The sequence below is a fragment of the Vagococcus jeotgali genome (assembly GCF_035918315.1).
Taxonomy (GTDB): domain Bacteria; phylum Bacillota; class Bacilli; order Lactobacillales; family Vagococcaceae; genus Vagococcus; species Vagococcus jeotgali.
Genome location: NZ_CP142146.1, coordinates 1,047,378 through 1,068,227 on the forward strand (window position 1 = coordinate 1,047,378; position 20,850 = coordinate 1,068,227).

A 20,850-nucleotide genomic window follows, 5' to 3' on the forward strand; every position below is an offset into this window, starting at 1 on the left:
TCCTTAGTATTACACATTATTAAATTGCTGCTGCAATTTAATAATGTTCATCGTAATGGTTAGTTCTGTTGAACTATCACCACGAGTTTGGGCTTCTTTTTGTTGCCTTTTTAACGTGTTGATTTGTTGTAAAACACGTTCCTTGTTTATAATTATCAGACAATCATTTAATTCTTGCTCGGAACTTTCCTGACTAAATGATTGAACTGTTAATGATATTAATAATGACTTTAAATAGTCTTCTTTAAGGTAATTAATAAAGTCTGCCAATACGATATTACCATAATTTTCATAATAATCTGACATATGCTGATACATTTCTTGGTATTCATCATGAATAAATGAAAAATCTTCTAATTTAGATAAAAATAAGTAAGTAGACCTTTCATTTAACAAGCGATAAATGAGTAACTTTTCAGCTTGCTCAGCTTGAGATATTTTTTTAATCTCTTGATACTGAGGCACTACTGGCTCCATATGCTCTAAAGAATGATTAGAAAAATTTTCTTGCCTTCTAGCTTTTCTCATCCCAGTTAGTTGCTGTTGCAACGAATCTTTTGAAATATCAAATTCTTCTGATAGATGAGTTAAGGCCATATCTTTTTCGATAATAGAAGGAATATTAGCTAGCTCTTTTAAAAGTACCTCTAAATAAGTCACTTTGTCTAACTCATTAGCTAAATTATAACTTCGCTTTAAATGCTCTTTTTTAAATTGAAAAACTGTTTGTTTAGTATTTTCTAGTAGTTGTTTTAATTTCTCTGGCCCATACATCATCCGGTAATCATCTGGATCTAGTTGTTGAGGAAAAGAAATAACTTCCACTTCTAGACTGCTATGCTCTGCTAGTAATGTCACAGCTCTATCTGTTGCCTCCACACCAGCGTTATCACCATCATAGGCCACAATAATAGTATCACTAATTCTCTCAAGACGACTAACTTGATCAGTCGTTAAACTAGTTCCCATGGTCGCAACCCCATTACTTATTCCGCTAATGGCTGAAGCAATAACATCCATAAAACCTTCAAATAGATATACCTCTTTCGTTTTGCGTACAAAGGGTCTTGCTCTATGATAATTATATATGACATCACGTTTATTAAAGAGGGCTGTCTCAGGAGAATTCAAATATTTAGGCTGTTTATCATTATCAAAACCTTCTAAATCTAACCATCTCCCGGAGAAACCAATCGTTTGGCCTTTTCTATTTTTTATAGGAAACATAATCCTTTGATAAAATCTATCTAACATACTACCAGAATCAGTTTCTACAAAAAGGCCTGTTTCTTTCAAAAGATTCGAATCAATATTTTCCTTAGTCATAACTTGCTTCAAGATTTCTCTATTTTGAGGAGCGAAACCTAGTTCAAATTCTTCGATGATATCAATACTTAAACCTCTAGATTCTAAATAAGCTAAAGCTTTTTCACCAATTTGTGTGTTCAATAGTAAATGCTGATAGAATTCTTTTGTCTTTTCATGAATATTGATTAGTTGTTGATCTTCACTATTTTCAGTTTTTCTTTGCCCGAACATTTGCTGACTATTTAGCTCTAAATTGAGATTTAAGGGACGTGCCAATTTATCTACGGCCTCTGGAAAAGATAACCCATCAATTTCTTGAATAAAGGTAAACACGTTTCCTCCCTTACCGCAACCAAAACAATGAAAAATCTGTTTTTCTTCTGCTACAGTAAATGAGGGGGTCTTTTCATTGTGAAAAGGGCATAGTCCTAGATAATTTTTCCCAGATTTTTTTAACTGAACGTACTCACTAATCACATCAACAATATTAGTCTCCTGTCTAACTTGATCGATGACATGTTGAGGAATTAATTGTGACATTTAACTAGCTCCCTACTTCTTTCATTAGTCAGAAAAGTCGCACTGAAAACAGTGCGACTACATAACTACTCACTATAAATTATAGCATAACCTATGATTTTTGCAAATAATTGAATTAATTAAATGAACCTATTCTCCCTGTAATTAATTTATCTAAAACAAGTTTTAATACAATACTAATTAAGACTAAAACAACAAAAATAGGCAGTGTTGTGCTTGTTAACCAACTAATTTCTAATAAAGACTTAAATAACATAGCTGCTACAAAAGTACCAACTGTTGTGGTCACAGCTAAAAAGACTCTCATTGGATTAAAAGGCAAACATGTCTTTATGACTGCCATACTACTTACCGCTATTAACATATAATACATTAAAGTTGTTGTATCCACAGCATTTAAGCCTATTTTTTGAGAGATAATATGGACTGTCACCACATTTAAAATGACTAAAATAGCATTTGGTAAGGCTCGTCTTAAAGCTGTTGGTAAAAATTTCGTCGTAACTTTTCTTTTATCTGATTCAAAAGATAAAAAGAACGTTGGGTAACCTTCAATAGCCAAATCTAGCAAAGTTATTTGAATCGGAATAAATGGAAAACCAAAAGCCGTGATAATACAAATGAGTGATAGTACTAGGGAATAAATTGTTTTAATAAAGAAGATACTTGCAACTTTGGTTACATTATTGACGACACGTCGACCTTCAAATAAGACATCAGGAAGTGTGGTAAAGTCTGAATTAAGTAAAACAAGATTAGCCATCTGTCTTGTGGCGTTATCGCCTTCAGCCATAGCAATACTACAATCAGCTTCTTTCATTGCAGGAATATCATTTACCCCGTCTCCTGTCATAGCAACAACGTGTTTCTTCTCACGTAAGGCTTGAACTAACCATTTTTTTTGCTGAGGACTAACTCGGCCAAATACAGAATAATCATCTACCACTTTTTTAGTACCTTCTTCAGTATGGATAGTCGATAAATCAATAAAACGCTCATAATGCTTAAGCCCAGCTCTTCTAGCTACATTTGATACAGTGACTGGATTATCACCAGAAATCACTTTTAACTCTACACCTTCTTGATCTAAATAAGCTAATGTTTCATTGGCATTTTCTCTAATCGCATCCTCAATCACTAATATAGCAATCGGTGTTATCTGTGTTGCTGCTTCTTCCATATCACAATAGTCTCGGTTTAAACCAATTAGTAAAACACGGCTACCTTCTTCTTGAGCAGCTAGTACAGAAGTTGGTATGTCTTCTTCTGAAACTAATCTTTCTGGTGCCCCAATTACTACAGTACCTACACCTTCAAGTCGCATAGCTCCCCATTTTCTATCTGAAGAAAATGATAAAACTTCAGTCATTTCATAATGTTTTTTTGCTCCGTAGTGATGCCTGATAGCTTGCATAGTTAAATTATTATCTGTTGAATGATAGACATATGTTTCCATTAGTGGTAAGACAGAGACTCCTGAGCTCGAATCAAGTTCAATAACATCAGTGATAACCATATTTCCTTGGGTGATAGTCCCTGTTTTGTCTAAACATAGCACATCAACATGGGCAAGCGTTTCAACAGAATACATATCTTGAACTAGTACTTTCTTACTAGCTAATTTAGCTACAGCAGTGGCAAGTGCGATACTAATGAGCAAAACCATTCCTTTGGGTAGCATACCAAGTAAGGCACCAGCAGAAGAAACAACAGATGTTTTAAGTCCTGCTTCTCTTAAAAAAAAGGCTTCTAAAAATAAAATTAAACCAATTGGTACAATGATGTAACTAGTAAATTTAGCAACTTTTCTAATTGACGTCACAAGTTCTGACATGATTGGTTTGTGAATTTTGGCTTCTTCAGCAATTTTCATAGCATAATTATCTTTACCAACATGAACAACTTCAGCTATACATTGTCCACTTGTGACATAACTACCTGACATCAAGTCGCTATCTTCAGATTTTTTTATCAAATCAGACTCACCTGTTAGTAAAGATTCATTGACCTCAACATGGCCTTCTAATACTATCATATCCGATGGAACTTGCTCTCCAGCTGAGAGTTTGACAATATCACCTAAAACTAATTGGTTAGTAGGTACTAGGACAAGTGCACTCTCTCTATAAACATGAACTTCTTCTTCATTCATAATAGATAGTTTCGCTACTAAATTCTTAGCTCTAATTTCTTGAAATGTTCCAATACTGACATTTAATATGATGATTGCCATAAAAAACATGTTAGAATACGCACCAACCAAGGCTAAACAAATAGCAATAATGACATTTAGTAAATTAAATAATGTAAATACATTATCTTTAATAATATCTTTTGTGCTTTTAGAACTATCTGATACGTAGTCATTAACTTGCTGTGCATCAATTCTTGCTTGTATTTCTTCTTGAGTTAAACCAGTTTTCTTTTTGCTCACGCTTATTCTCTCTTTTCTTATGTAATAGAAACATTATACTGATTAATTAGTGATTTGGATAGGGTAAAATATTTTGTGTAAATAGAAATTTAGGGTAGAAAAAGAGAAAGTCCATTCTGTAAAATTAAAGTTACGACACAGAAATTTTATAGGAGGACTTTCTCATGACTCATTTTACTACAGAAATAATGGAAACACTAATTAATAAAGGTGATTTAGATGATTTATTTCGTCGTCATTTAGAACTCGCTATCAACTCATTATTACAGGCTGAATTAACAGCGTTTCTTGACTACGAAAAGTATGATAGAGCTGGATTTAATTCAGGTAATTCCCGCAATGGGAATTACTCACGTTCATTTAAAACAGAATATGGAGAATTAAATTTGGTGATTCCTAGAGATAGAAATGGAGAATTTTCCCAACAAACATTACCAGCCTATAAAAGAACCAATGATTCCTTAGAAACTACTATTATTCAGCTATTTAAAAAAGGGATCACTATGTCTGAAATCTCTGATCTAATTGAAAAAATGTATGGTCATTATTACACACCACAAACTATTTCAAACATGAGTAAAATCGTATCTGAAGATGTTTTGGCTTTTAAAGAAAGAACTTTAGAAGCTAAATACTCAGTCATTTTTATGGATGCTACTCATATTCCTTTAAAGAGACAAACCGTATCAAAAGAAGCCGTTTATATTGTGATAGGCATTCGATTGGATGGAACCAAAGAGGTTCTAGGATTTACTATTGCTCCAACCGAATCTGCTTATGTTTGGAAAGAGATACTTCAAGATTTAAAAGATCGTGGTTTAGAAGAGGTTTTATTAGTTGTAACTGATGGTTTAAGTGGTATTCACGATAGTATCCATAGTGTCTATCCAAATGCTCAATTTCAACAATGTTGTGTCCATATCTCTAGAAATATTGCTCATAAGGTTCGTGTTAGTGATCGACAAGAAGTCTGTAATGATTTCAAATTGGTTTATCAAGCAGCTTCAAAAGAAGAAGCTATGAATCAAATAAGTTTTATGATAGATAAATGGAAAAAGCAGTATCCACGAGTAGTTAAATTACTCTTGAATCCTGCTATATTAACTTTCTATAACTTCCCACCATCAATCAGAAGAACTATCTACTCAACTAACTTGATTGAGGGATTTAATAAACAGTTAAAAAAATATACAAAGAGAAAAGAACAATTTCCTAATGAAGAATCTCTGGAGAGATTCCTTGTTTCTCAGTTCAATGAATATAACCAAAAATTTTTAGGCAGAGTACATAAAGGATTTAAGGAAATACAAGATACATTAGAATCAATGTTTTAACTTAAAAAAATGGAATGGATTTTCCATTTACACATAATTCTTGACGCAACCGTGATTTGAAAACCATTATAAAAAAACATTAACTTTTTATATAAATAACATATAAAAAATCAATGTTTTTTCTAGTTAGATATATCTGTATCCTCATCAGGTGCCTCTGGGCTTGGACCTGGTTTTGGTGCTTTACTCCCATCACTAATACTAAAAATTAGATGAGTATCTATTGGGATATATTGATTATAAACGTTCATATCAACTACCTCACCTTTTTCGCTATCTGAGGTAACATAATACACTTCATAAGTAATACAAGCACTCTTTGAATTAAAATCATCATAAATCAATTTTGGCAAGTCACCTTCTTGTTGACCAAAGTAAGACTTAATATATGGTTTTCCAATAGAATACGTCACCGTAATCATCTCTTTTGTCTCCCCAACTAACTTAGTATCTGCTGAAACACTTTGACTAATTAAGTTACCATAACTGACATCATTTGAAAAAACCTCTTTAACAGTGACCTGAAGATTACTATCTACATTTGGGGCCTCACTTGGAGAGTAATTAGCAAAATTTGGAACAATACTAGCTTTTCCAATGGAGATGCCAACTTCCATCTTTGTTTGCTTACTAACCTTCTCACCTTTTTTAATTGACTGAGAAACAACTGAGCCTATTTCGATTTTATCAGAATCAATGTCTTTGTACGTTATTTTCATGTCATTTTGTTTCGCCCATTCTTCTACATCTGATTTTGGTTTTTTTATAAAATCAGGAACACTAATGTTTTTCTCAAATACTTCTTTACCTTTTGAGTAATAAACATTCATAATGTCCTGGCGCTTATAGTTATCGGCAGTCACTTCTTTATTGGTAAATTCTGTTTTTATATATTGACCCTTTTCAATCTTGTCATTATATTCAGTGATAATGCTAGCATTATCGGCTTGTTCTTTTTCAATCCACTGCCTAGCCTCTTCCTCACTCATCTTTTTAAAATCGGGTAATGGAAGTACTTGGGTAGGATCAGCACCTTCACTGACAATAAAAGAGATAACTGACCCTTTTTTAAGTTTTTTACCTGCAGGTACTGATTGACTAATGACATTATTAGGATCAACTTCTAAAGAAAATTCAGATTTACTCTCTGTCTTCATTTTATTTTCTGAAGACCAGCTTTTAACCTCCACAATGCTTTCATTCGTAAAGTTTGGTACAACAACTCTAGTCATTTGAAAATAAACAAGATAGAAGATAATCAAAATAATAAAGACAATACCTCCATAAAGCAATCTTTTCTTCAATTGTTTATTCTTATAAGTTGAATCAATCACTACGTCATCATCAGTAGTTTCTTCTTCCACTTGAGTAGGAGGATTTTGATAGATCTTAGTTGAAATGATAGTATCTGCCTCTTTAGAGTGAGTGTATTCAGTGATTTCTTCTTCAAGCTTAGGAGAAGACTTTTTTCTTTTTCTACGCTTACGAATCATAGTAGGAGCCACAGCTGTGTTTTTTTCGTTTGATGTCTTTAAATCATCAGTCACTACCTCACTCGTTTCTAGATGATTTTTTGGTTCAGGTTCTATTTTATTTTTCAACTCTTTTTTTTCTTCTAACGTTTTTTGATAATTTTTTTTATCAAAATTAGATAAAAAATCACTCATAATGACTTAAAACTCCTTTTTTCAATAGAAAAGAGATATCAGATTGCTCTGCGATTTCCTGAGAATGAGTCACTACAATAACACATTTATTATGTTCGTGAGCTAATAATTTGAAAATATCAATAATCTCTTGTTCCATATCTTCATCTAAATTACCAGTAGGTTCGTCGGCTAAAATAACATCCACATTAGTAGCCAAAGCTCTAGCAATCGCAATCCGCTGCTGCTCACCACCTGAGAGTTGGTTAACTAATCTATTTGCTTTATCATTTGTAATACCTATATAATCTAATAAATTCAGTGCAACATCTTCTTGATCACTTGGTATCTCATTATTTGTAATAGACATAGGTACCATCACATTTTCTACTGCTGTTAAATAAGGAATTAAATTATAATGTTGAAAAATAATACTGATATCATTACGTCTATAAGCGTCATAACCAATCTGTTTAATATTTGTTCCTTCAAATAGAACTGACCCTTCTTTAGGAGCATCTAAGCCTCCTAAAAGAGAAAGAAAAGTTGTTTTTCCTGATCCAGATTGACCAACAATACTATAAAATTTTCCTTTTTCAAATTTTACTGATGCTTTTTTTAGAATATATCGCCTTCTATCACCATCTTGATAAAAATAATCTAAATGTTCTGCTTTTAAAATTGCCATGTGATAACCTCCCTACATCATTATTGTCTTCGGATTGAGTCGCATAATATAAATCAGCGGTACAATTGTTGATAATAAAATAACAATCAAACCAACTAAATAAAAAATAGCAATGTATGATGGTGTTAAATGAATTTCATAAGCCTCGATCACGTCTTCTTCTGTCACATTTTCCTCATTTAGCATGCCACCCATAGATATCACGCTATCCATCATCATACCGTCATCAACAGTTTGCTGTGTTCTAATCAATGAATCAGAAAATCCTTTAGCAAGATAATTACCACTAAAAACAGATAAAGTCATAGCTACAAGCGAGACAATTAAGACCTCTATGACAATTTGTCCAATTATTTTTTCTCGTTTTTCTCCTAATGCTAAATAGATCCCCAACTCATGTTTTCTATCACGTAAGAATAGAATGGTCACTAAACTAATGATGAAGATGGAAACAATAATAGATACAATCAAAACAACCTTAGCAATTTTTGACATACCTTGAATGGGACCTGCAACTGAATCAAATTGATCTGAGCTAGCAACGATTTTGGAGTAGTCTAATTTATTTTCCTTTAAGATTTGATCTCCTAAAAGTTTAAAATCTTCTACATCTTTTGGATCATTTAAAATATAAGTAGCCATGATATTTTTATAAGAAAAGTCCTTCATAACCTCATCTTTTTCTAATTGTTTACCTTCCTCATCCATATACATACCAGGAAATGTATCATAACTAAATTCTAGCATTTCAACATTTGTCTTTTCAATATAATTATTTGGCAAATAAATCACATTTAACCTGTCGTATAAATCAATGGTATTATTCATTTGTTGTTCATCATTTTGTTTCTCTGATTTTTTACCTACTTCATTAACTTTATAAACACCAATAATCTCAATTGGATAATCTTTAGATTCTTTTTTAATGTCATCACTTACGCTACTATAATCTTCAACAACCCTATCCAAAACCATTTTATCCCCGACATGAAGATTATTTTCTTTAGCTACTTGATCAGAAATCAAGCCAACCGCTGATCCTTTTTTGATTTCTTCCTCACTAAAGGTTCTGCCATCACTAATAGTTATTTTTTTCAATTGCTCATCTAAGGTGTCAACTCTACTTGCTCCTCTTAAATCAAAATAATTAGAGCTACCATCACCACGCATATAAGAGCCATCAGGTACATTGACATTTTTTATTTTTATCGTTTGAGCAAAATCATTAATAGAGTAGTCTGAAATTTTTACTTGAGGAAGCTCCCCAATTTTTTGGTAAACTTCTACGCTAGGCTCCTCCATAGTAAACTCTACGCCACTATTGATTGCCTCTTCTAATTTTTCATCATCATAGCCAACTGTTGCTGTCGCTCCAAGTTGATTTTTGATTGTTTTTTCAACACCTTTAGTACCTTGCTCAATCGCAATTGCTCCTGCCATTAAATTACCTAAAATAAAAACAATTAAAAATAAAATAATTGATTTTCCTTTACGTCGCTTGATACTAAGTAATGCCCTTTTAAAAAAATTCATACGACTCACCCCTTTTAAAATTATGGTGTTATTAACTGTAATTTTATCACTTTTTAATGAAAATATCACTGTTTATTGTCAATCGAACATAAAAATGTCCCAAAATGAGGGCTCACATTAGCGCAATCTTTACTGCGTAAAACTTGCACTAATGTGACCATTATTGGTAAAATAAGGTACTTTTTGTTTCAGGCTGTTTTTTCAGCCTCATATTCTTCGATAGTACGGTCAATACTTTGAAGATACCTTTTGAAAGACTCAAGTTTCCACGGATGTGACTGTGGTGGAATGTACTTGCGTCTTTCTTTTTTTATATCTGAAGAAACCCCATCAAACTCTTTTGAATAGGTCTCGTGGGTTTTTAATCGTCTAGTAGGATAAATTTTTTCTGCTATATTAACATAAATCTCCCCGTTAAAAGCTTTTATAATTAATGCTTTTGTTTTTCTTGTAAAATATTTGTCGCTACTACCTTCCATTGGAAGATAAAATTTATTTTGATACTTAATATGATGGCCATTATCGACTATACGATGAGAGACAGTAGCTAGTAATAAATTAATTTCAGCTGTTGTAGGAGAAGTTTCATAAACACTTTCTGCAGTTTTGTGACCAAATTGTCGATTAAACTTTCGAATCCATACAGATAGAAATTGATTAGCCTCCTCTATAGAATGTATATTTGCTATCTCAAGATCAACAGGCAATCTTGATTGCACTGTCCCATTTAAACGTTCTACACGACCTTTCGCTTGAGGAATAGAGGATGTTTTTATGTCAATACCTAATTGATGACAAGCAAACCCAAACTGCGTGAACGTATCTTCTTCTACAGCTTTTGTTGATTTTCTGTTGTACTCAAAGACGGTTCGTTTATCTGTTAGAAAAGTGGCAGGAATCCCTTGTTTTGTCAGAATTTGATGAAGAACATGGTAATAACCATTGAGCGTTTCCTGTTGGTCAAAATAAGCGCCAACAATATTACCTGATGCGTCGTCAATAGCTAAATGAAGATGAGTTATTTGATTTCCAAACCAATTATATGAACTAGCATCTAATTGAATTAATTCTCCTTTGTATTTTTTTCTAGGTCGACTAGGATGGGTCTTTTCAGGGAGTTCTAGGTAGTCTTCAGCTCTTGGAACCAATAGGTTCTCTGATTGTTTGGTTTGTTGACCTTCTTGCTTTATTAATTGTTTGAGTCTTCTTTTTGTCTTTTTTTGAGCCTTTGGTGAAAGTATTTTTGCTTTGTACAGGATGCTTCTAATTGTAGTATCTGTATAACAGATATGATGGTCGTTTTTCAGTATTTCAGTAAAATGCCTAATATTTGGTTTAATACTAAACGATTGATAACTAGTGATTATTTGTTGTTTTACTTTTTCAGGCACAGAGTGCTTATTTTTTCTCCCTCGATTTTTATGGACAAATGCTGATTTACCATTTTCCCTGTATGATTTCACTAAACGGTTAATTTGTCGTATAGATAAATTAAGTTCAACACTAGCTCTCTTTTTTTGTTTTTTATTTTCAGCGACAGCTTTAATAACTTGATACTTTTTGGTTTCATTCATTGTTAGATTTATCCTTTTCATAAAGTTATTTTATCATTTTGGGACATTTTGTCTTTCGACCTACTTAGGACATTATCACTTTCGAATGATACTTTTTAATGAAAATATCACTGTTTATCTTAATAAAGTGTTTTGACAAATAAAAAAAGATAACTGAACTTAATCAGTCATCTTTATCTTTTTACTTAACGATTAAACGATCTAAACTAGCAAATGATAATGCCATATCTGATATTTGTTTTAATAAATTCAAGCGATTCATTCTTATAGCTTCATCATCTACCATAACCATTGTGTTATCAAAGTAATCTTCAATTAATGGATTAAGAGCTTTAAGTTCATCAAATGTTTGGTTCAATGTTAAATCACCAGCACGTTTATAGATTAAATTCATAGCATCATATAAGCGTCTTTCTGAATCATTTTCAAATAAATCTGGATTAACTTCAGTCATATTTGTATCTAACAATTTAGCAGATAAATTAATAACGCGTGTCAATGATTCAATTGTTGATTTGAAATCTTTTTCTTCTGCTTGTTTTTCTAAAATATTTGCAACCTCAAACATCTCACTTAAGTTTTCTTGGTCACTCTCAAGAACAGCCTCGATAATATCATGACGTAAATTTTTACCAGAGAACCATTGTTTCATACGGCCTTTAATAAATTCAGCTAACAATGTTGGCTCATCATCCATTGATAAACCAAAACGCTCAATATCAGCATTAATCATATCCTGAATATCATTTTGAAGCTGCTTGATTTTAAAATCCCAACCCTTATCTTCAACAATTCGTATAATACCATAAGCTTGACGTCTTAAAGCATATGGGTCATTTGATCCTTTTGGTGCTAATCCTGCTGAGAAGAAGGATAATAATGTATCAGATTTGTCAGCAATAGCTAAAACTGCCCCAACTTTACTCTCAGGTAGTACCCCGTCACTTGAAATTGGTAAATAATGTTCTCGAATAGCCTGAGCAACTACCGGGTTTTCATCCTTTTCAATAGCATATTTCTCTCCAATAATACCTTGTAATTCAGGAAATTCATCAACCATTAATGTCACTAAATCAAACTTGTAAATTTGACTAGCTCGCTCTAATTGAATTAATTCTTCTGGAGTTAGACCAACTTGTTTTCCGATTGCTTGAGCAATTAGATGAACGCGTTGCATTTTTTCATACATTGTGCCAATTTTTTCATGGAAAGTGACATGTTTTAATTTCTCTACATAATCAGCAATAGATAGTTTTAAATCTTCTCCGTAGAAAAATTCTGCATCTTCTAAACGGGCTTGAAGAACTTTTTCATTACCTTTAATAACATTTTCAATATAATCAGCATTCCCATTACGAACCCCAATAAAGTAGTTAATTAATTGATTATTTGAATCTAACACCTCAAAATAACGCTGATGCTCTTTCATTGATGTAATAAGAACTTCAGAAGGTAGTGTTAAATAATTTTCTTTAAAATCGCCCACAAAAGCTGTTGGATACTCTACTAAATTATTAACCTCTTCTAATAGATCCTCATCAATTGGAATCACCCAATTATTTATTTTTTCAATTTCTTCAATCTGTTCTTTAATTATTTCTTTACGCTTTGTAGGTTCAACTATTACAAATTGTTCTGCTAATTCTGCTTCATAAGTAGCTGAGGAACTAATCGTCAGATCAGAGCCTAAGAATCTGTGGCCTCTTGAATTTCGTCCACTTTCAATACCAAATAAAGTCATTGGTAAGACAGTGCTATCAAGAATAGCCACTAGCCAATGTACTGGACGAATAAAACGATACTCTCCCTCACCCCAAGTCATACTAATTGGAAAAGTTAACTGAGTAACAATATCAGCAATACCTGGAAGAATAGTTTCAACTTCTTTACCTTCGATAAATTTATTAACAAAAATGTACTCCACACCTTTGACTTCTTCAAAAAATATATCTTCAACATTAGCCCCTTGCCCACGAGCAAAACCAATAGCTGCTTTTGACCAGTTACCATCTGCATCTTGAGCAATTTTTTTAGCTGGGCCTTTAGCTTTTTCCTCAATATCATCTTGTTTATCTGCTAATCCATTAATTCTAAGAGCTAGTCTTCTTGGCGTTGAAAATACCTCAATATCATCAAAGCTTATTCTATTTTCTGTTAAATAAACAGCTACTTTTTCAGCAAATTGATTAGATGTTGGTGTCACTAATTTTGCTGGTATTTCTTCTAAACCTACTTCAATTAAAAATTGTTTACTCATGACTATCATCCTCCACACTATGAGACTTTAGTAATGGGAAGCCTAATTTTTCACGTTCTTCCACAAAACCTTTAGCTAAACTTCTCGCCATATTTCTAATTCTTGCTAAATAACCAGCCCTCTCTGTCACGGAAACAGCACCTCTTGCATCAAGTAGGTTGAACATATGACTACATTTTAATACATAATCATAAGCTGGATGAATTAAGCCTAAATCAATAGCACGTTTGGCTTCTTTTTCATAACTATCAAATAATGACAATAATAAGTCTTGATCACTTTGCTCAAAAGAGTAGACTGAGTGTTCATACTCAGGTTGAACAAAAATTTCTCCGTATTTAACCCCATTAGTCCACTCTAAATCATAGACACTCTCTACTTCTTGAATATATGAAGCTAAACGCTCTAAACCATAAGTAATTTCAGAAGTTACTGGTTTACACTCCAATCCACCTACTTGTTGGAAATAAGTAAACTGTGTGATTTCCATGCCGTTTAGCCAAACTTCCCAGCCAAGACCAGCACAACCCATTGATGGGTTTTCCCAGTTGTCTTCAACAAATCTAATATCATGCTTTAAAGGATCAATTCCTAAGACTTTTAAACTATCTAGATATAGTTCTTGAATGTTTTCTGGAGATGGTTTCATGACAACTTGAAATTGGTGATGTTGATATAATCTATTTGGATTATCCCCGTAGCGACCATCAGCAGGACGTCTTGATGGTTCCACGTAAGCTGCATTCCACGGCTCAGGTCCAATGGCTCTTAAAAAAGTATAAGGGCTCATCGTTCCAGCACCTTTTTCTGTATCATATGACTGCATTAACATACAACCTTGTTCTGACCAGTATTTTTGTAATGCGACAATCATTTCTTGAATGGTTAATTTGTGACTCATTCTATTTCCTCCTTTTTTGCATAGAAAAATCCCTATGCTTGACAAAATCAAACATAGGGACGAATAGTTTCGCGGTTCCACCCTACTTCCGTAAATTACGGCAGCTTCATTAGATATACTCCAGAATGCCTTCAATTATCTTTATTTATTTGGCTCACACTCTCCCAAACTCGCTTTAAAATAAACTGACAACTTACTTAGTTCCTTCAACGTATGTTTATTGACTTCATTTTAAATCTTAACGTTTCATTTGTCAATTTTTGTTTTCACTATCTTTTAAGACATGCTGCCACTTGGTCATATCATCAATGAACTTTTTACTTTTTAAATTGATACCTACATAATTATCAAAGATATAATCTAGAGCCTCACGAATTTGTTGTTTGGTTTCAGGAGTCAGGTCAATACTCTGAATCTTTTCTGTTTTAATTTGACTAAACAATCGTAAAAAGTGAACTGCTCTTGGGTGGAAATGACATCTATTTTCATCTTTGTACCAATGTTTTTCACACAACACCCCATTATAGACTTCTGAAAAATCAAATGCTCCTTTTGATTCCTGGCAAATAGGACAGCGTAGCCAATTATATGATAAACCAAATCGTTTTAGAATTTGAACTTCAAAAATATTAGTCATAATTTCTGCATCATACCCCTCATTTATATAAGCTAACATCTGTTTAGTGAATCCATACAATAAAGGGTCATATATCCCATCTTCAACCGAAGCATCAGTCAAATTTAAAATATATGTCGCATAAGCAGATAAGAAAATATCTTTTTGAATATTAAAAAAAGGGGTCACATCTTTACTTGCTGTTAAAAAAGATAAGCCATCTTCTTTTATCTGACCAATATAAATAGATTGAGTGAAGGGCTGAATACTTGATATGATCTGACTGTTTTTTTTATTTGCGTGCCTAACAAAAAACATTTTTTTACCGTATTGTTCTGTAAATATTTTAACTAGTTTATCTTTTTCTTTAAAATTTTTAGAAAATAAAACAAGCCCTTCAAATTCTTGGGGTTCTCTCATACAAACTCCTCTCTAGAACAAAAGAGGCAAAACCTAATCTAGGTCAGCCTCTTTTGAACTATACTAATAATTTAATAATCTGATTTCTTATAACCATAGTTTAATAAATCAGTTCGTTTATCTCGCCAATTTTTTTGAACTTTGACCCATAATTCTAAGAATACTTTATCACCTAACATGTTTTCAATATCTTTACGTGCCTTTGTTCCGATATTTTTCAACATTTTACCGCCTTTACCGATGATGATGCCTTTTTGACTATCGCGCTCTACAATAATCGTTGCTTGAATATGGATTTTATCACCATCTTCACGTTTCATACTCTCAGTCACAACAGCTACAGAGTGAGGAACTTCTTGTTCAGTTAACTCTAATACTTTTTCACGAATTAATTCAGCCACAATGAAATATTCTGGGTGATCTGTGACTTGATCGGCTGGGAAGAATTGAGGCCCTTCTGGCATATCTTCTGTTAATGTTTCTAAAAAGCGCTCAACATTACTACCTTCTGTTGCAGAAATTGGAAAAATTTCTTTAAAATCAAACTGCTCTTTATAATCATCAATGATTGGTAATAAATCATCTTTTCTAACTGTATCAATTTTATTAATCACAAGTGACACAGGTGCTTTTGCCTCTTTTAAATGTTCAATAATAAAGTCATCGCCCTTACCTCTTGGTTGATCAGCACTAACCATAAATAAAATAGAATCAACTTCGCGTAAAGCACTATAAGCTGTTTCCACCATGAAATCACCTAATTTTGTTTTAGGTTTATGAATACCTGGTGTATCAATAAATACAATTTGAGCATCCTCAGTTGTATAAATCCCTTGAATTTTATTACGTGTTGTTTGAGCTTTGTCACTCATAATAGCAATTTTTTGCCTCACAATACGATTTAATAACGTCGATTTTCCAACATTTGGACGTCCTACAATTGCTACAAACCCTGATTTATGATTTTCATTTGTCATATTAAATATCCTCCATTAAAAACTTCCTAGTAGTTGTAAAAACTTTGGTAAAAATATAATTAAACCAACAATAACAGCAAAGCATGTACTAAGTAAAACCGAACCTGCCGCAATATCTTTAGCTTTTTTTGCTAAAACATGATATTGATTGCCAGTAATTAAATCTACGGTATTTTCAATCGCTGTGTTTATCATTTCTACAATCACCACTAAAAAGATTGATAGACATAACCATAGCCACTCCGTTACTTTTAGTCCCATTAAAAAGCCTAGTATCACAACCAAAACTGTCATAAGCAGTTGAATTCGTAAATTACGCTCTTCTTTAAAGCTAACCTTGATACCTATCAAGGCATGAATAAGCGCTTGATGAAAGTGTTTATTTTTAAATGTTTGTTTATCTTTTAAGTCCATAATCACTTAATATCTTTCTTTGTAAATCAAACATCTCAATTTCATCAGTTTCAGTCATATGATCATAACCATTTAGATGTAGAAAACCATGTAACGTTAAGAAAGCTAATTCTCTGTCAAAGGAGTGATTATACTCCTTTGCCTGTGATGTTACTTTATCAATTGAAATAAATATATCTCCAATATTTCTAGGCATTCCAAGTTCTTCTAAATCAAAATCAAAACCATCTACTGAATCTTCTTCAAGAGCAAAACTGATAACATCTGTTGCCCTGTCTTTATCACGATGTTCTCTGTTAATCACACGAATTTCGTTATCATCAACAACTGTTACTGACATCTCAGTATCTTCAGGTAAATTGATGTTAACATCTTGAGCAGCAAATTCAATCACACTGACGATCAGCTCTTTTTGAGACTCAGTTAATTGATTTGTTTCATCTGTTACTAATAAATCCATCGCTAAACCCTTCTTCCTTCCTGTTCTTGTTTCATTTTTTCCGCTTCAGATTTCATTTTGGGATATTTAATCCTTGAGTGGAAAGTCGAACATAACCCATTAATCAGTGATTTTTCGATAATGGCAATCTCATCAAGTGTTAACCCACTTTGATTTAGTTGCCCATCTTCTAATCTTGTTTGAATTAGATTATGAACGAAAGCCTTAATCTTATCATTGGTCGGGTGATCCATTGCCCTAACTGCTGCCTCAGCACTATCGGCTAAATTAATAACACCAGCTTCTCTTGATTGAGGCTTTGGACCAGGGTATCTAAAAGCTTCTTCGTCAGTATCTGGATTTCTTTCTTGCTCTTTAATGAAAAAGTATTTCATTAAAGTTGTACCATGGTGTTGTTTACAAACATCAATGACAAATTGAGGCATATCTGCCTCTTCTAGTATTTTAACACCTTCTGTGACGTGACTAAAAATTATTTCTTTACTATCAGACGGCAATAAAAAGTTGTGAGGGTTTTCAGCCCCTTCTGGTAAGTTCTCTACAAAGAAATTAGCATGTTTGATTTTCCCAATATCATGGTAATAACTTGCTACACGTGTCAACAGAGAATTCCCACCAATTTCAGCGACAGCATTAGCACTAAGACTTGCAACCATCATACTATGATGATAAGTACCTGGTGCTTCTTCTAACAACTGTTTTAGTAATGGCTGGTTTGGATTACTCAGCTCATTTAAAACAATCACACTCTCATCACTTAAAATCAATTCAATATATGGATACAAACCAATGGAGAGGATGAAAGAAAAAATACCGCTCCCTGTTGCAATAAAAATTGTTGTTAGTGCCTTACTATCTCCAATAGTAAACCCTTGATAGATTACTAATATTGACATAAATAAAACTGGTAGCACAATAAGTAAAAAGAACGCTGATTTTAACTGCTCACCTATTCTATTTTTAGACAAGAACATAGCTAGAAAGGCTGAGAAAGTATAAAATAGTGAAATCACTAGTAAAGAAGTCGTTCCAGCTAAATTGTAATAGATAAAAATTGAAAAAACTGCTTGGAACATCGTCATTAACTGTCCCCAACGTTTATCAGAAAACATATACAATACAAGTGGTGAAAATGCTGCTGGAAATAAAAATAACACATTACTAAAACTATCTTTTTGGAAGAAATATAAAAACTTCATAAATAAAATACTAATTAACAAGAATACAGCATATAATAAAACACTTCTTCCATGAGTAGTTGGATCTGTTCGTTTTAAAATAAAATACATAATCACAAGTTGTAAAAGTATTGCTAAAATCATTGAAATCATTGGTGACTTGGATGTCGCTTGATTAGTTAAACCAAGTAGTTTAATCTTTTCCATAGACTTCGTATCAATTTGTTCACCTTCACGAACAATGATTTCACCTTGATAAATCATGACAGGTAACACATTATTTTTAGCACTCTCACGCATTGCTTCTGTCGCTTTTTCATTAGCTACTTCATTTACCACGATAGCACGATCAAAAATCATATTTACAAGTTGTTGCTCTTTTGGATCAAGATCATCATATTGAAGCGAGTCCTTTAGAGATTGCTTCTCCATTTGTAAATTGGAATTTCTAATGTGTTTTGATAAGACACTCTGTAATTTAGGTAGGGCTACTTTTTCCATAAGATTCAGATTATTATTTGAAATACCTAATAATTGTTCATAAAATGTATCAGGAAAAGATTGAAAAAAGCTAATGTCTGTTTCATTAAATTTTTCAAACTTTGATTTTAACATTGGTAATTTTTCTTCCACTGTTAATTCAACAGGTGTTTTATCCTTATCTTTGTCTTTATTAGTACTTTTAGCTTCTTTACTAATATTGGCAGCCTCATCATTGACTTCTTTTACTAATGAAAAAATAGTTTCGACTAAACTGACTTGTTTTTTCTCAATATCACGATTAAAAGTGTACTCTGGTGTTACACTTTCCATAGCTAATTTTTGCTTTTCTTTTGTTTCAGTCTTATTTTCAATCGTTTTATTAGCTCTAATTGTCTCTTCTGCTAATTGCCCAACCTTAAACGTCACCTGTTTTTGTCTGACACTACTAAACATAATAACAAATAATAAAATTGACATGACAATGACAATCGTAGGAATATAATATTTCCCAAATTATTGAGGGATTTGTTTTATTTTTTTATTCATGTTATGACTCACCTCTATCTGACATGCTACTGAGCCGCATATGCTTTGATAATATCTGCTACTACTGGATGTCTTACTACATCATCTGCTGAAAACTCAACAAAAGATATTTTTTTAATACTCTTTAAAATTTGCTCAGCTTGAATTAACCCACTTTGAACACCTTTTGGTAAATCAATTTGTGTTTTATCCCCGTTAACAATCATCTTAGATTGACTTCCTAAACGTGTTAAGAACATTTTCATTTGAGCATTTGTTGTATTTTGTGCTTCATCTAAAATAACAAAGGCATTTTCTAAAGTTCTACCACGCATATAAGCAAGCGGTGCAATTTCAATAACCCCTCTATCCATTAATCTTGATGTATGCTCCATACCTAATACTTGGTACAAAGCGTCATAGACTGGTCTTAAATAAGGATTAACTTTTTCTTGTAAGTCCCCAGGTAAAAACCCAAGATTCTCCCCTGCTTCGACTGCTGGCCTAGTTAAAATAATTTTTTCAACCTCACCTTTTTTGAGCGCACTAACAGCCATGACCACTGCTAAAAATGTTTTTCCAGTCCCAGCTGGTCCAATACCAAACACAATATCATTTCTCTTTATAGCTGACACATAATCTTTTTGCCCGGCATTTTTAGGTCTAATCGCATTACCTTTTGAATCTTTGATAATCGCATTTTCATACAAACTAAAAAATGAATCTAATTGATTTTTTTTAGCAAGTTGAATGGCTGTAACGACATCACTACTTGTTAATTGATGTCCTCTTAGTTGTAATTGTTGCAAATATTCGATAATAGCTTTCACTTGTCTTGTCTTTTCTTTATCTCCAGTTAAATGGACTACCTCACCACGAGTCGCAATGGATACACCTAAATAATCTTCTAATAGAGCCAAATGTTTGTCTTGTGCCCCAAAGAGTAAACTACTCTCTACTTCTTTATCTAAAGTAAATACTAATGTATCTTCTGTTTCGTTTGTCAAATATGTACAGCTCCTTCATTATATAACATGATTAAATAATAACACATATTTAAAATAAAAAAAATAAGCAGTGATTATAATCACTGCTTACATGAATTAAGATATTAACTCTTTGACTAAAGCATTAACCTGTTGGCCATCTGCTTTACCTTTTGTTTGAGGCATAACTATTCCCATGACCTTACCGAAGTCTTTCATAGAAGTAGCATTGGACTCATCAATGGCCTTTTGAATGATGTCACGTAATTCTTCTTCTGATAATTGTTGTGGCATGTATTTAGATACAATCACAATTTCACCATTTAACTTTTCAACCAAATCTACTCGACCTGCTTGATCAAATTCATTTAAAGAATCCTTACGCTGTTTCATCTCTCTAGAGAGCACTGTTAATTCTTCATCAGCTGATAAAGAATCGCCTTTTTTGATTTCTTCATTTTGGATAGAGGCTTTCATCATTCTAAGAACTGACAAAGTTTCTTTATCCTTTGCTTTCATCGCTATTTTGATATCATCATTTAACCGGTTTAATAGTGTCATAATATCAGATCCATT

Annotated in this window: 16 protein-coding genes; 1 reads left to right on the forward strand and 15 read right to left on the reverse strand. The window is 32.7% G+C overall.

Going from position 1 to position 20,850, the window contains the following annotated elements; all coding sequences use genetic code 11:
- Nucleotides 1-9: 9 nt before the first annotated feature.
- Entirely contained in the window at nt 10-1,848 is a 1,839-nt protein-coding gene (dnaG, locus tag VSF34_RS05415) for a DNA primase (protein ID WP_326716350.1), read from the reverse strand.
- A 115-nt stretch (nt 1,849-1,963) separates the two neighbouring features.
- Nucleotides 1,964-4,288, reverse strand: coding sequence for a cation-translocating P-type ATPase (locus VSF34_RS05420; protein ID WP_326718029.1), 2,325 nt, complete (start codon nt 4,286-4,288; stop codon nt 1,964-1,966).
- A gap of 158 nt (nt 4,289-4,446) precedes the next feature.
- Between VSF34_RS05420 and VSF34_RS05425 the strand changes: the two genes are divergently transcribed.
- Complete coding sequence (locus VSF34_RS05425; protein ID WP_326716335.1) at nt 4,447-5,616, forward strand: IS256 family transposase; 1,170 nt, start codon at nt 4,447-4,449, stop codon at nt 5,614-5,616.
- 122 nt (nt 5,617-5,738) lie between these two features.
- Here VSF34_RS05425 and VSF34_RS05430 read toward each other — a convergent pair whose 3' ends face one another.
- The 13 genes from VSF34_RS05430 to VSF34_RS05490 form a co-directional block, all read right to left on the reverse strand.
- A complete protein-coding gene (locus VSF34_RS05430; protein WP_326716351.1) occupies nt 5,739-7,283 on the reverse strand; it encodes a PASTA domain-containing protein in 1,545 nt (514 codons plus the stop codon).
- Nucleotides 7,276-7,950 carry an ABC transporter ATP-binding protein gene (locus VSF34_RS05435; protein WP_326716352.1) on the reverse strand — a complete coding sequence of 225 codons (675 nt, stop codon included), beginning with the start codon at nt 7,948-7,950 and terminating at the stop codon, nt 7,276-7,278. The genes VSF34_RS05430 and VSF34_RS05435 overlap by 8 nt, the downstream gene beginning before the upstream one ends.
- 12 nt (nt 7,951-7,962) lie before the next feature.
- A complete protein-coding gene (locus tag VSF34_RS05440; protein WP_326716353.1) occupies nt 7,963-9,483 on the reverse strand; it encodes an FtsX-like permease family protein in 1,521 nt (506 codons plus the stop codon).
- Between the two features lie 188 nt (nt 9,484-9,671).
- Entirely contained in the window at nt 9,672-11,057 is a 1,386-nt protein-coding gene (locus VSF34_RS05445) for an ISNCY family transposase (RefSeq protein ID WP_326716316.1), read from the reverse strand.
- 181 nt (nt 11,058-11,238) lie between these two features.
- Nucleotides 11,239-13,314, reverse strand: coding sequence for a glycine--tRNA ligase subunit beta (glyS, locus tag VSF34_RS05450; protein WP_326716354.1), 2,076 nt, complete (start codon nt 13,312-13,314; stop codon nt 11,239-11,241).
- Nucleotides 13,307-14,215 (reverse strand): glycine--tRNA ligase subunit alpha, encoded by a 909-nt coding sequence (gene glyQ / locus VSF34_RS05455; protein WP_326716355.1) that lies wholly within the window; start codon nt 14,213-14,215, stop codon nt 13,307-13,309. Before glyQ ends, glyS begins: the two co-directional genes overlap by 8 nt.
- A gap of 253 nt (nt 14,216-14,468) precedes the next feature.
- Complete coding sequence (recO, locus tag VSF34_RS05460) at nt 14,469-15,251, reverse strand: DNA repair protein RecO (protein WP_326716356.1); 783 nt, start codon at nt 15,249-15,251, stop codon at nt 14,469-14,471.
- Between the two features lie 71 nt (nt 15,252-15,322).
- Nucleotides 15,323-16,228, reverse strand: a complete 906-nt coding sequence (gene era / locus VSF34_RS05465; protein WP_326716357.1) for a GTPase Era — start codon at nt 16,226-16,228, stop codon at nt 15,323-15,325.
- A 15-nt stretch (nt 16,229-16,243) separates the two neighbouring features.
- Entirely contained in the window at nt 16,244-16,642 is a 399-nt protein-coding gene (locus VSF34_RS05470; protein ID WP_326718030.1) for a diacylglycerol kinase family protein, read from the reverse strand.
- Entirely contained in the window at nt 16,626-17,102 is a 477-nt protein-coding gene (gene ybeY, locus VSF34_RS05475; RefSeq protein ID WP_326716358.1) for an rRNA maturation RNase YbeY, read from the reverse strand. The genes VSF34_RS05470 and ybeY overlap by 17 nt, the downstream gene beginning before the upstream one ends.
- 2 nt (nt 17,103-17,104) lie before the next feature.
- Nucleotides 17,105-19,240, reverse strand: coding sequence for an HD family phosphohydrolase (locus VSF34_RS05480; protein WP_370659246.1), 2,136 nt, complete (start codon nt 19,238-19,240; stop codon nt 17,105-17,107).
- Between the two features lie 95 nt (nt 19,241-19,335).
- On the reverse strand, nt 19,336-20,295 hold the full coding sequence (locus tag VSF34_RS05485; protein WP_326716359.1) for a PhoH family protein: 960 nt from the start codon (nt 20,293-20,295) through the stop codon (nt 19,336-19,338).
- Between the two features lie 96 nt (nt 20,296-20,391).
- Nucleotides 20,392-20,835 carry a GatB/YqeY domain-containing protein gene (locus tag VSF34_RS05490; protein WP_326718032.1) on the reverse strand — a complete coding sequence of 148 codons (444 nt, stop codon included), beginning with the start codon at nt 20,833-20,835 and terminating at the stop codon, nt 20,392-20,394.
- Nucleotides 20,836-20,850: the final 15 nt, after the last annotated feature.

Bases quoted from the DNA above. Each gene is read 5' to 3' on its own strand.
- dnaG (WP_326716350.1), bottom strand. From the start codon at position 1,848: ATGTCACAATTAATTCCTCAACATGTCATCGATCAAGTTAGACAGGAG.
- VSF34_RS05425 (WP_326716335.1), top strand. From the start codon at position 4,447: ATGACTCATTTTACTACAGAAATAATGGAAACACTAATTAATAAAGGT.
- VSF34_RS05430 (WP_326716351.1), bottom strand. From the start codon at position 7,283: ATGAGTGATTTTTTATCTAATTTTGATAAAAAAAATTATCAAAAAACG.
- VSF34_RS05435 (WP_326716352.1), bottom strand. From the start codon at position 7,950: ATGGCAATTTTAAAAGCAGAACATTTAGATTATTTTTATCAAGATGGT.
- VSF34_RS05440 (WP_326716353.1), bottom strand. From the start codon at position 9,483: ATGAATTTTTTTAAAAGGGCATTACTTAGTATCAAGCGACGTAAAGGA.
- VSF34_RS05445 (WP_326716316.1), bottom strand. From the start codon at position 11,057: ATGAATGAAACCAAAAAGTATCAAGTTATTAAAGCTGTCGCTGAAAAT.
- glyS (WP_326716354.1), bottom strand. From the start codon at position 13,314: ATGAGTAAACAATTTTTAATTGAAGTAGGTTTAGAAGAAATACCAGCA.
- glyQ (WP_326716355.1), bottom strand. From the start codon at position 14,215: ATGAGTCACAAATTAACCATTCAAGAAATGATTGTCGCATTACAAAAA.
- recO (WP_326716356.1), bottom strand. From the start codon at position 15,251: ATGAGAGAACCCCAAGAATTTGAAGGGCTTGTTTTATTTTCTAAAAAT.
- era (WP_326716357.1), bottom strand. From the start codon at position 16,228: ATGACAAATGAAAATCATAAATCAGGGTTTGTAGCAATTGTAGGACGT.
- VSF34_RS05470 (WP_326718030.1), bottom strand. From the start codon at position 16,642: ATGGACTTAAAAGATAAACAAACATTTAAAAATAAACACTTTCATCAA.
- ybeY (WP_326716358.1), bottom strand. From the start codon at position 17,102: ATGGATTTATTAGTAACAGATGAAACAAATCAATTAACTGAGTCTCAA.
- VSF34_RS05480 (WP_370659246.1), bottom strand. From the start codon at position 19,240: ATGTCAATTTTATTATTTGTTATTATGTTTAGTAGTGTCAGACAAAAA.
- VSF34_RS05490 (WP_326718032.1), bottom strand. From the start codon at position 20,835: ATGACACTATTAAACCGGTTAAATGATGATATCAAAATAGCGATGAAA.